The organism is Pontivivens insulae, assembly GCF_900302495.1.
GTDB classification, from domain to species: domain Bacteria; phylum Pseudomonadota; class Alphaproteobacteria; order Rhodobacterales; family Rhodobacteraceae; genus Pontivivens; species Pontivivens insulae.
Genome location: NZ_OMKW01000002.1, coordinates 845,145 through 857,613, shown reverse-complemented (window position 1 = coordinate 857,613; position 12,469 = coordinate 845,145). Strand labels below are relative to the sequence as shown.

At 60.6% G+C, this 12,469-nt stretch carries 9 protein-coding genes and 1 tRNA gene; 8 read left to right on the top strand and 2 right to left on the bottom strand.

Annotation, left to right across the window (positions count from 1 at the left end):
• The first annotated feature begins 6 nt into the window (after positions 1-6).
• From metG to POI8812_RS09645, 6 genes are all read left to right on the top strand, one after another.
• Positions 7-1,671, top strand: coding sequence for a methionine--tRNA ligase (gene metG, locus POI8812_RS09670; RefSeq protein WP_108782331.1), 1,665 nt, complete (start codon positions 7-9; stop codon positions 1,669-1,671).
• 220 nt (positions 1,672-1,891) lie between these two features.
• Positions 1,892-2,806, top strand: coding sequence for a DMT family transporter (locus POI8812_RS09665; RefSeq protein ID WP_108782330.1), 915 nt, complete (start codon positions 1,892-1,894; stop codon positions 2,804-2,806).
• Positions 2,807-2,852: 46 nt separating this feature from the next.
• Positions 2,853-3,734, top strand: coding sequence for an SPFH domain-containing protein (locus POI8812_RS09660; RefSeq protein ID WP_108782329.1), 882 nt, complete (start codon positions 2,853-2,855; stop codon positions 3,732-3,734).
• Positions 3,734-4,018: an NfeD family protein gene (locus POI8812_RS09655; protein WP_108782328.1), complete on the top strand. Its 285-nt coding sequence runs from the start codon at positions 3,734-3,736 to the stop codon at positions 4,016-4,018. The genes POI8812_RS09660 and POI8812_RS09655 overlap by 1 nt, the downstream gene beginning before the upstream one ends.
• 67 nt (positions 4,019-4,085) lie before the next feature.
• Complete coding sequence (locus tag POI8812_RS09650) at positions 4,086-5,837, top strand: DNA polymerase III subunit gamma/tau (RefSeq protein ID WP_108782327.1); 1,752 nt, start codon at positions 4,086-4,088, stop codon at positions 5,835-5,837.
• Positions 5,838-5,990: 153 nt separating this feature from the next.
• On the top strand, positions 5,991-6,875 hold the full coding sequence (locus POI8812_RS09645; protein WP_108782326.1) for a type IV pili methyl-accepting chemotaxis transducer N-terminal domain-containing protein: 885 nt from the start codon (positions 5,991-5,993) through the stop codon (positions 6,873-6,875).
• A gap of 5 nt (positions 6,876-6,880) precedes the next feature.
• Here POI8812_RS09645 and POI8812_RS09640 read toward each other — a convergent pair whose 3' ends face one another.
• The gene (locus POI8812_RS09640; RefSeq protein WP_108782540.1) at positions 6,881-8,098 is read right to left on the bottom strand and encodes an MFS transporter; all 1,218 of its coding nucleotides are present in this window, start codon (positions 8,096-8,098) and stop codon (positions 6,881-6,883) included.
• Between the two features lie 184 nt (positions 8,099-8,282).
• Here POI8812_RS09640 and POI8812_RS09635 point away from each other — a divergent pair, with 184 nt between their 5' ends.
• Together POI8812_RS09635 and POI8812_RS09630 are read left to right on the top strand one after the other, a co-directional pair.
• The gene (locus POI8812_RS09635; RefSeq protein WP_108782325.1) at positions 8,283-10,058 is read left to right on the top strand and encodes an ABC transporter transmembrane domain-containing protein; all 1,776 of its coding nucleotides are present in this window, start codon (positions 8,283-8,285) and stop codon (positions 10,056-10,058) included.
• A gap of 152 nt (positions 10,059-10,210) precedes the next feature.
• Complete coding sequence (locus POI8812_RS09630) at positions 10,211-12,112, top strand: acyl-CoA synthetase (protein WP_108782324.1); 1,902 nt, start codon at positions 10,211-10,213, stop codon at positions 12,110-12,112.
• A gap of 199 nt (positions 12,113-12,311) precedes the next feature.
• On the opposite strand, the gene POI8812_RS09625 is transcribed toward POI8812_RS09630, so the two are convergent.
• Positions 12,312-12,386: transfer RNA gene (locus tag POI8812_RS09625), tRNA-Thr, on the bottom strand.
• Positions 12,387-12,469: the final 83 nt, after the last annotated feature.

The window sequence follows — 12,469 nt, the reverse complement described above, 5'->3', positions numbered from 1 at the left end:
TATCCCATGGCCCGCTATCTGATCACCTCCGCCATTCCCTATATCAATGGGATCAAGCATCTGGGCAATCTGGTTGGAAGCCAGCTGCCATCAGATGTTTATGCGCGCTACCTGCGCGGGCGCGGGCACGAGGTCATGCACATTTGCGCGACGGACGAGCATGGCTCACCGGCAGAGCTTGCCGCGCAGAAGGCCGGCAAGCCGGTGGACGAATATTGTGCGGAGATGCATGAGGTTCAGGCAAAGCTGGCACGCGGTTTCCGTATGGATTTCGACCATTTCGGACGTTCCTCCTCACCCGAAAACCACAAACTGACCCAGCATTTTGCTGCCAAGTTGCGTGAGGCGGGGCTGATCGCGGAGGTGACGGAGCACCAGATTTACTCCGTTACAGATGGGCGCTTTCTGCCGGACCGTTATGTTGAGGGGACCTGTCCCAATTGCGGCTATGACAGCGCGCGTGGGGATCAGTGTGAAAACTGCACCAAGCAGCTCGACCCCACCGACCTGATCGAACCGCGCTCTGCCATCTCTGGCGCGACGGATCTGGAAGTGCGCGAGACGACCCACCTGCACCTGCGCCAGAGCGCGCTGCGCGGTGAATTGGCCGACTGGATCGGCTCGAAACATGATTGGCCGGTGCTGACCACCTCAATCGCGAAGAAGTGGTTGAATGATGGCGACGGCTTGCAGGACCGGGGCATCACCCGGGACCTCGATTGGGGTGTTCCGGTGCCCGAATTGCCGGGCAAGGTTTTCTATGTCTGGTTCGACGCACCCATCGCCTATATCGCTGCAACTGCAGAGAAATTCGACGATTGGGAGCGGTGGTGGCGCACCGACAAAGGGGCTGAGGACGTGACCTATGTTCAGTTCATGGGCAAGGACAACGTTCCCTTCCACACGTTGAGCTTTCCGGCCACGATCATCGGATCGGGTGAGCCCTGGAAACTGGTCGACTACATCAAGTCGTTCAATTACCTGAATTACGAGAATGGCCAGTTCTCGACCTCGAAAGGGCGTGGGATCTTCATGGATCAGGCGCTGAGCGTGCTGCCTGCGGACTATTGGCGTTGGTGGCTGATGAGCAATGTGCCCGAAACCTCAGACAGCCAATTTACGTGGGAAAGCTTCCAGTCCGGCGTCAACAAGGACTTGTCGGACGTGCTGGGCAATTTTGTCAGCCGCGTGACCAAGTTTTGCCGCTCGAAATTCGGTGAAGAGGTGCCGAATGGCGAATATGGTGAGCCAGAACAGGCGCTTATCGAAGAGTTGACCCGCCGCGTCGCCCTCTATGAGACTCATATGGAGGCCATGGATTTCCGCAAGGCGACGGCGGGGCTTCGCGCGATCTGGGTTGCTGGCAACGAATATCTTCAGGAAACCGCGCCCTGGGCTGCGTTCAAAGAGGACCCCGCGCGGGCCGCTGGTATCATTCGCTTGGCGCTCAATCTCTGCCGTCTTTACGCGGTGCTTTCCAAGCCCTTCATTCCTGATGCGAGCGAGACGTTGCGTGCGGCGCTGGGCACGGATCTTGAGTGGCCCAGCGATGTGGCCGGGGCGCTTGACACATTGCAGCCCGGGCACGCATTCACGGTGCCCGAAAACCTGTTCACCAAGATCAGCGACGAGCAGCGGGACGCGTGGCAGGCGACCTTCAAGGGCCGCTAAGTCGACCAATTTCAGGCGTACACAGGGCGTGCACAACGCGTACACCAAGCGTGCACCGCTTATGCAGACCGCGCCGGTCCGGTTTCCGGCCTTGGATTGGGTATTTGGGCCAATCCGAAGCGTGCCTCAACGCTTGTAGCGATACGCCTTTTTTCGGGCCTTTCGCAAAGGGTCGCGTTAGGGATGAAGCCCTGACCCTGTGAGGCGCAAGGAGGGCATCATGGCGATATCCCCGATGGATCAGGCGACGCCGCCGCCCACCCGGACACAATCTGACAATCTGCGCGGCGTGATCTGGATGCTGTTCTCGGTCGTCATGGCGTCTGCCATGTCGGTGTCGGTGCGTTGGCTGACAGACGAGTTGGACAGTCGGATGGTGTTGATGCTGCGGTCGGGCATCACGGCGATGCTGATCGCGGGATGTCTGGTGCTGCCATTTGTTTGGCGAAAACTGCGCTTCTCGCGCCCGCGCGACCATTTGATCCGAGGGGCTTTTGTGGCCGGTTCGACCCATCTGGGGTTCTACACGCTGGCCCATATTCCGCTGGCCACTGCGACGGTTCTTTTCTTCACTGCGCCGATTTTTGCCGTCATCATCGCCGCGACAGCGCTGGGGGAGCGGGTTGGTCCCCGTCGGTGGAGTGCGGTTGCGGCGGGGTTTGTCGGGGCGCTGATTATTCTGCGACCGGGTTTCATCGCGCTGGAGCCTGCAATGCTGGCTGCGCTGGGCTCTTCCATCCTGTTCGCCGCGGCGTTGAGCATGAGCCGGGGACTGGCACAGGCTGATGGGGCGATGTCCGCCTTCGTGTCATCGGTTGTGATTACGGCACTGGTCACCGTTCCGGTGGCAGCCCCGGTGTGGGACGTGCCGACCGGAACAGTTGCCTGGATCGCGGTCGCCGTTCTGGTGATCACCGGCAGCGCACGCAATGTGGCGGACCTTCAGGCGTACCGCTTTGCCGATGCTGCCGTCCTTGCGCCTATTGCCTATCTCAGGATCGTTTTCATCGGGATTGCGGGATACGTGCTGTTTGGTGAAGTTCTCGATCGCTACACACTTGCAGGTGCGGTTCTGATCATTGCATCAACGCTCTATATCGCGCACCGGGCGCGGGTGGTGGGTTCAAAGTCCTGAGGTAATCTGCGAAGCTGCCGCCACACCGCCCAACCGGAGCCTGGACATGACCCCCGAAGAGTTCATCGGCGCGAATATCGTGCTGCTCAGCCTTGCCGCCTTTGTCGCCATCATCGTCTTCCTCGGTGTTCGGATTGTTCCGCAGTCCGAGAAATATGTGGTGGAGCGGCTGGGCCGTTTGCAGAAGGTTCTGGGGCCGGGCGTAAACCTGATCGTGCCATTCCTTGACCGGGTCAAGCACCGTATTTCGATCCTGGAGCGGCAGCTGCCAACGGCCAATCAGGATGCGATCACCGCAGATAACGTGTTGCTACAGGTCGAGACGAGCGTTTTTTACCGGATCACGGCGCCTGAGCGCACGGTTTACCGGATCCGCGATGTAGACGCGGCGATTGCAACAACAGTTGCGGGGATCGTGCGATCAGAAATCGGGGCGATTGAGCTGGATGCGGTTCAGTCCAATCGCGCAACACTGATTGCAAAGGTGAAGCAGGCGGTTGAAGCTGTTGTCGACGATTGGGGGATCGAGGTGACGCGGGCCGAAATCCTCGACGTTGCTTTGGATGAAGCGACGCGGGCTGCAATGCTGCAACAGCTTAATGCAGAACGGGCACGGCGCGCACAGGTGACAGAGGCCGAGGGCACGAAGCGTGCGGTGGAGCTTGCCGCAGATGCCGAACTCTATGCCGCAGAGCAGGCCGCAAAGGCGCGCCGTGTCTCGGCTGATGCGGAAGCCTATGCCACGAGCGTTGTTGCCGCAGCGATCAAGGAAAACGGGCTTGAGGCTGCGCAATATCAGGTTGCGTTAAAGCAGGTGGAAGCGCTTGAGGCCGTTGGCAAGGGGGATGGAAAACAGACCATCCTCGTGCCCGCGAATGCTCTGGATGCATTTGGGGATGCGTTCAAATTGTTGAAGGGGCGCGGTTGATGTTGTCCGCGTGGTGGGTCTGGGCCGTTGCGGGGATCTTGCTGCTGATTGCTGAGGCTTTCACGGCCGGGGCGATCCTCTTGGGCTTTGGCCTTGGCGCATTGATCATCGCGATTGTTCTGTTGGTTGGTGGACCGGTTGCGGCTGCGTTGGCCGGATCGGTGCCATTGATGTTGCTGTGCTTTGCGGTCCTCTCTCTGATTTCCTGGATTGTGATGCGGCGCGTTCTTGGGGTGCGCAAGGGGCAGGTGAAGGTCTGGACCCGCGACATCAACGAGGACTGATGGTGTTCACATTGCGTCTGAGACGAGGGCCGCTTAGCCTTGCGCGCGACGATGACCGGGGGGCGGCATGAGCGATTCGACATATCAGGTTCTGGCGCGCAAATACCGGCCCGAGACTTTTGCCGATCTGATCGGGCAGGACGCGATGGTGCGCACGTTGCGCAATGCGTTTGAGGCAGACCGGATCGCGCATGCGTTTTTGATGACCGGCATCCGGGGCACGGGCAAGACGACCACGGCGCGGATCATTGCAAAAGGTCTGAACTGTATCGGGGCGGATGGGCAAGGCGGGCCGACCACCCAGCCCTGCGGTGTTTGTGAGCCCTGCGTGGCGATCAGCGAAGGCCGTCATGTCGATGTGATGGAGATGGATGCCGCCTCTCGCACCGGTGTGGGAGACATTCGAGAGATCATTGACAGCGTGCGCTATCGCGCGGCCTCTGCCCGCTACAAAGTCTACATCATCGATGAGGTTCACATGCTGTCGACCAGCGCGTTCAACGCGTTGCTCAAGACGCTGGAAGAGCCGCCCGAGCACGTGAAATTCATCTTTGCGACCACTGAGATCCGCAAGGTGCCGGTGACCGTTCTGAGCCGATGCCAGCGCTTTGATCTTCGGCGCATGGAGCCTGAGGAGACGATCCGCTATCTTGGCGAAATTGCGGGCAAGGAGGGGGCGGCGATCAGTGAGGATGCGCTGGCGCTGATCACCCGTGCGGCCGAGGGCTCGATGCGCGATGCGGTATCCCTGCTTGACCAGGCGATCAGCCATGGCGCGGGGGAGACGACCGCCGATCAGGTCCGCGCAATGCTGGGTGTTGCGGATCGGGGCCGAGTGCTCGACCTGTTTGACATGGTGATGAAGGGCGATGCGGGCGGCGCGCTAGACGAATTGTCAGGGCAATATGCGGCCGGGGCCGATCCGCTGGCCGTGTTGCGGGATCTCGCTGAGGTCACGCATTGGATCAGTGTCGTAAAGATCACGCCGGAAGCGGCGGAGGATCCGACGGTGGCGCCTGATGAGCGGTTGCGCGGGCAGGATATGGCTGAACGGTTGCCCATGCGGGTGTTGAGCCGCTCGTGGCAGATGCTGCTGAAAGCCTTGGAGGAGGTTGCGGCTGCCCCCAACGCGATGATGGCGGCTGAAATGGCCATTATCCGATTGACCCATGTCGCGGACCTGCCGAGCCCTGAGGAGCTGATCCGCCGGCTGCAGGATGCACCTGCCGGGGCACCTGCTGGTGGCGGGCAGGCCGGGGCCAGCAGTGCCGGAGCGTCCTCGCCACGCGCGCAGGTCCGGCAGAGTGGTGGTGTGACAGCCGTGGCCGAGGCGCAACCCGTTGCGGCGGAAGCGGCAAATCCGCTGGCGCGATTTGTGACCTTCGAGGATGTGGTCGCGCTGATACGCGCCAATCGCGACGTTAAACTTCTGGTTGAAGTCGAAACCTATATGAGACTTGCCAAATACACACCGGGCCGCATCGAATTTGAGCCCACGGCCGATGCGCCACCCCATTTGGCGCAAACGCTGACCCAACGTTTGACGAGTTGGACCGGTGCCCGCTGGGCGGTCTCTGTCGTTAGCGAGGGGGGCGGGCAGACGCTTGCCGAGCTGAATGCGCGTGCAAAGGATGACATCCTTGCGCACGCGAAAGCGCATACATTGGTTCAAGCAGCGTTGGCGCAATTTCCCGGATCTGAGATTCGGGCGGTGCTGTCGCGTGAGCTTGAATCGGACACGAATGAGACCATTGTTCCCATTGATCCGGACGACGTCGATGATGATTGGGCGCCTGTCGATCCTTTTGACGACATGTGACCACCTTCCTCGGCCGCAGGAAATTGTGAGAAACCCGCTTCTTAATCGAATGGTTAGGTATGCAGTGATGCTGCATGTGCGAATTCACACTTACAAACACGCAATGATTGTGCGAAATTCAAAGTGGGGGAATTGAGATGTGTGGAGTTCGCTATGAGATATCATGCGATAGCAGCTGCGGCTGCGATGGTGCTGACGATGGGGGTCGGTGCACCAACGATTGCTGTGGCTGACGTAACTGCGGAAGAGGCGACACGGCGCGTGAACGTTGCCGGACGACAGCGGATGCTGTCCCAGCGAATGGCAAAGGCCGCGTGTCTGATGTCGACCGGGATAGCCGCGGACGATCATCGAGGGCAGATGGATGCGGCCTACGCACTGTTTCTGCAATCTGACGCGGCCTTGCGTGTCGGTGATCCGGAAATTGGTCTGCAGGAAGAGACGCTGAACCAGGTGCTGAATGCGCTCTCGGAAATCGATACGCCCTGGGCGGCCTATCGTCGTGTCATTGAATTGGCGCAGCGTGAGGGCGTGGTTCCCGAGGATCGTTTGATGCCGCTTAATGCGACATCTTTGGAAGTTTTGCGCACAATGAATGCGGCCGTGAACACAACGGCGCGTGCTTATGGCGGGATCACGCCCAATGTGCCGCTTGCATTGACGGTGACGGTGGACATTGCGGGTCGCCAGCGGATGTTGACCCAAAAGGCGGTGAAAGAGGCCTGTTTAATGCAGGTTGCCGACGATCCGGCCGCTATGGCCGAAACATTGCTGGGCACGCTGACGATCTTTGATTTGTCACTGACCGCCTTGCGCAACGGTATGGCGGACGTCGGCGTCATGGCACCGCCAAATGAGCAGATTGCAGACCAGCTCGCGACCGTTCAGGAGCTGTGGACGCCTGTCAAAGCATTGCTCGACCGCGCTGCGGGCGGGGAAGTTTTGAGCCCAGCGGATCTGGCCGAACTGGCGACATTGACCGAGCCGTTGCTGCGCGAAATGAACACCGCCGTAGGCCTCTATGAGTTCGTGATGTAGAGGGCCTAGTCACCCTTGCGGCGGAACAATCGTTGCAGGGTGAATGAGGTTCTTGGACGATAAGTGTAGGGCGTGCGCTCGGTTGGCGCTGCCCGCACCATGCTGCGCCATCCGGCAAAGGCGATCAGGCCGATATGAGCCGTTCCGATATAGATGAACAACGCCTTGCTGCCGAAGGATTCCAGCAGCAGCGAGGCGAGATAGGGTGACGCGATCGCCCCGATCGCATACCAGAACATCAGAGCGGCGTTCAGCTCCACCACCGTGTCAGGGGACGCGAAGTCGTTTGCGTGCGCGGCGGAGACAGAGAAGAGCGGGAACGCGACAAGCCCGAAAAGCAGGATCGAGATGTAGAGGCCGGTAATCCCCGGGAAGGCGCCCAGGGTAATGGCGCTCGACACCGCCAGGGCGGCGACAGACAGACCCGCCAGGACCGCGCGGCGATCAAAGCGGTCCGCCAGCCATCCGACCGGGAACTGGCTGATTGCACCACCCAGCAGTCCGAGGGCAAGGAAGCCGCCAATCTCTGTCGCGCTGAGACCTTCCTCTAACCCATAGATCGGTGAGACCATTCTGAACGCGGCCATTGTCACGCCCGCAACGGCCACACCCATGACGCCGAGCGGCGACAGCCGCAATGCACGGATCGGGTGCAAGCGGGGTGGGGTCGTGATCGCGGGCGGCGTGCTGGTCGTCAGAGCCAGCGGGATCAGCGACAAGCAGCAAAAGATAGCAAGCAGGTTGTAGGACACATAGGAGGCGGGCGTCAGCACGCCGATCAGCAGTTGCGCAGCCAGCGATGCACCGATGTCGATGATCCGATAACCGCCAAGAACGCGGCCGCGATTGGCGTTGGTGGCCTTTGCCTGCATCCAGCTTTCAACGGTTGTGTAGCACCCGGCGACGCAGGCGCCCGATAGCATGCGCAGGATCATCCAGACCTCTGCATTGTCGGTTAACGTGTGGCCAAGAGCGCCAATGCAGCCGAGGGCGGCGAAAACGGCAAATCCGCGGGCATGGCCCACAGAACCCATCAGGCGTGGGGCCCACCAGCAGCCAATCAGGAAGCCCGCGAAATGGGCGGAGCCGAGGAGGCCGATCTGGCTGTTGGTGAAATCGAGGGCGCGACCCGACAGCGCGTCGAGCGGTCCGAGCGCGCCCGAGGACAGCTGCACGAAAATGACCGACAGGAACAAGGCGGCAAGAGATATGAGAATGCGCATGGCCCGGCGGCTCCCTGGTGCGATCTGTGCCGACCCTGCGCCTCTGCCCGGCACAAGGGAAGCGAAGAATTGTGCCAATTCATCTGGATGCGGGTCTCGCAGGCCGGAATTGATGGGGCAGGGTGTCTTGCGAGGCTGACAGTGCATTGTTACATCTGCGCTGAACAGTTTGACGGACAAGACCATGACCGAGATCACCGAGGATCGCGCGCGCGCGACGCGATTGTCACCGATCCGGGGCCTTGCCCCGTTCCTGGCCCCTTACAAGCTTTGGATCGCCGGTGCGGCGCTTGCGCTGATCTTTACGGCGTCACTGACGCTTGTTTTGCCCATCGCTGTGCGCCGGGTTGTGGACAGTTTTCTGGCCGATGATCTGGGGGTGGTCGACAGTTATTTTGCGGCGGCCCTCGGCATCGTCGCCTTGCTCGCCATCGGAACCGCGCTGCGATACATGATCGTGACCCTGATCGGGGAGCGGGTCGTCGCGGATATCCGCAAGGCGGTCTATGACAAGGTGATCGGTATGTCGCCGGTCTTTTACGAGCGGTTGATGACGGGCGAGGTGTTGAGCCGTCTCACCACTGACACGACGCTCATCCTGTCTGTTGTTTCCTCAAGCATTTCAGTCGCTTTGCGCAATGTCCTTACCTTCATGGGGGGGCTCGTGCTGATGCTGTTGACCTCGCCCAAGTTGACGATGGCGGTGCTGGTATTGGTGCCTTTGGTGATCCTGCCGATTGTTGTGATGGGGCGCCGTCTCCGGGTCTTGAGCCGTGAAAATCAGGACCGCATCGCGGGCTCTTCAGCGATGGCCTCGGAGACGTTGATGGCCGCGCAGACGGTGCAGGCCTATACGCATGAGGCGGTCAGCCGGGGCGGGTTCGGTGACTTGACCGAAGGCGCTTATGACAGTTCGCGGCGCCGGATCCGGGTGCGCGCCATCATGACCGCGATTGTGATCTTCCTCGTCTTTACCGGCGTGATCGGCGTTTTGTGGCTGGGCGTGCGCGATGTGCGGGCAGAGACGATGTCGCCCGGCACGCTGGTACAGTTCCTGATCTATGCGATCCTTGTTGCGGGTGCGGTGGGTGCATTGAGTGAGATCTGGGGCGAGCTGATGCGCGCGGCTGGCGCGACAGAGCGGTTGGTCGAGCTGTTGGATGCGGAAGATCCCATTCGTGACGACGGAACGGCAATCTATGTGCCCGGTGCGGGCTCGGTCGCGATCCGCGATGCCTCTTTCCGTTATCCTGCGCGGCCCACGGTGCCCGCGTTGGAGGAGGTCTCCCTCGAAGTGAGAGCCGGAGAGACGGTGGCGATTGTCGGGCCGTCAGGAGCAGGCAAGTCGACCATTTTCCAGTTGCTGCTGCGCTTCTATGACCCGGATGCCGGGCAGATCGAGCTTGATGGTGTGAATATCCGCGATCTGCCGCGGGAGCAGATGCGTCGCGCGTTTGCGCTTGTCCCGCAGGAGCCGGTGATCTTCGCGGCGAGTGCGCGGGAAAACATACGCTTTGGCCGGCCAGATGCCACCGATGCGGAGGTGGAGGCAGCGGCGCGCGCGGCGGCGGCTCATGATTTCCTGACGGCGCTTCCTGATGGCTATGACACCTATGTCGGAGAGCGCGGCGTTATGCTGTCCGGTGGACAGAAACAGCGCATCGCCATCGCCCGTGCAATCCTGCGCGATGCGCCGGTTCTGTTGCTCGATGAGGCGACGAGCGCGCTGGATGCTGAGAGTGAGCGTGCCGTTCAGGCTGCTGTGGAAGACCTGTCCAAGGATCGGACGACGCTCGTTATTGCGCACCGTTTGGCCACCGTAAAGAAGGCCGACCGCATCATTGTGATGGAAGGTGGTCGGATCGTGGCCAGCGGCACCCATGACAGTCTGGTTGCCGAGGGTGGGCTTTATGCGCGGCTGGCCCGCCTGCAGTTCACCGCCGATATGGACGCGGCCTGACCCCTTAGACCAATGTGACGCAGCGCCCCGTTGGTGCCAGTCCCCTTTTGACGCGGCGTACCGCTTGTGCCACGTTTTGCGGTACGCGAAGTCAAACTGTGTAAGGCCCGCAAACGGGCCAACGCTATTCCTGTAGGGAGGGGACAGAACCTATGACGACCGCCATGGCCACGCTCGCTGACAAGATCGCCATCGAACAGCAGATGCCGATCGAGGACCGCTGGAGCGCCAAGACCGTATACGAGTTGCTTTGCCAGACGGCGGCGAAATTCCCTGATCGCCCCGGTCTGAGTTTCCAGATCAAGTCTGGCCCGAAGGACAAGGCCGAGACGTTCAACTGGACTGAGATCAAGGGAAAGGTGACGCAGACGGCGAACCTTCTGCGCTCGCTAGGTGTCGGCGATCAGGACGTGGTGGCCTACCTGCTGCCCAACTGTAACGAAACCGCGATCACCCTTCTGGGCGGTGCGACGGCAGGGATCGTGAACCCGGTCAACCCGTTGTTGGAGCCTGAGAAGATCGCGTCGATCCTGCGTGACACGAAAGCCAAGGTTCTGGTCACGCTGGCACCAATGCCCAAGACCAATGTGGCAGAGTTGGCCGCGCAGGCCTGTGCGATGGCTCCGAACGTGGAAACGATCCTCGAAGTGGATTTGACGCGCTATCTGACGCCGCCCACCAGCTGGATTGCGAAACTGATCCGTCCCAAGGCGACCGGCGGTCACAAGGCCCGCGTGTTGAACTTCAACGCGGAGATTGCCAAGCACAACGCGGACAAGCTCGACTTTACCGAGCCGGGTGATGATGGCTTTGCTGCTTACTTCCACACCGGTGGGACGACCGGCATGCCCAAAATCGCGCAGCACCGGCATTCCGGCATGATGTATCAGGGCTGGGCGTCCAATGAGCTGCTGTTCACGGAGCAGGACGTTCTGCTGGCGCCCATGCCGTTGTTCCATGTCTTTGCGGCCTATCCGATCTGGATGACCGCAATTTCGTCGGGCGCGCATATGGTGATGCCGACGCCGCAAGGTTATCGCGGGGACGGCGTGTTCGACAATTTCTGGAAATTGGTTGAACGCTATCGCGCGACCTTCATGGTCACGGTGCCGACAGCCGCCGCTGCGTTGATGCAGCGAAAGGTAGATGCGGATGTGTCCTCTCTGAACTATGCACTGTGTGGCTCTGCGCCGCTGCCAGTGGAGCTGTTCAAGCGTTTCGAAGATGCGACCGGTGTGCGCATTCTGGAAGGGTATGGCATGACCGAGGCGACGTGCTTGGTGTCGTGCAACCCGCCGCTGGGTGAGCGCAAGATCGGCTCGGTCGGCATTCCGTTCCCTTATACGGAGGTGAAGATCCTGCATTGCGACGGACAGGGCAATATTACCAAGGAATGCGGCACCGATGAGATTGGTGAGATCTGCGTCACAAACCCCGGGGTTGTGACCGGCGCGACCTATACCGAGGCGGCCAAGAATGAAGGGCTGTTCGCTGATGGCAAATATCTGCGCACCGGTGATCTGGGCCGGATCGACGCAGACGGGTTCCTGTTCATCACGGGCCGCGCAAAGGATCTGATCATTCGCGGTGGTCACAATATCGACCCCGCCTTGATCGAAGAGGCGCTTGCAGGTCATCCGCAGGTTGGATTTGTGGGTGCGATCGGTCAGCCGGACGCCCATGCCGGTGAACTGCCGGCGGCCTATGTCGAGTTGGTCGAGGGTGGAAATGCGACCGTTGATGAACTGATGGCCTATGCCGAGGAGCATATCGGGGAGCGGGCAGCGATCCCGAAATATATGGAGATCATGGACGAACTGCCCAAAACGGCCGTCGGAAAGATCTTCAAGCCCGACTTGCGCCGCTCTGCCATCACGCGGATCTACGACAAGGCGCTGCGCGACGCTGGCATCGAGGCGCATGTCGTTGAGGTCATCGAAGACAAGAAGCGTGGCCTTGTGGCCGTGCTGAAGTCGGAGAATGACGCGATCACGGATGAGGGCGTGCAATCGGTTCTGGGCAACTTTGCCCGCCCTTGGCAGTGGGCAAGCTGACAGGCTGCTGACACTGGATCACATGAAAGGGATCGGTTCACGCCGGTCCCTTTTTAGGTTCTGAATCAAGGTCTTGATTGGGCGGATCACGGCTATGGCTGTTGCGCGCGCTCTCGGTACGTTGCTTCGCAACGACCTGTCGCTGATATGGCAATGACTTTGGAGACGCTGCACCCTTTTGCTTTGCAAAAGGGTTTAGTGGTGCTGCCGGAGAGATTCGAACTCTCGACCTCCCCCTTACCAAGGGGGTGCTCTACCCCTGAGCCACGGCAGCCCGTGGAGCGGGGTAATAACCGATTCACGCGCGGGTGCAAGCGGTATCTGGACCTGCGGTTGGGTGCGGCTTATGTCAGGGTC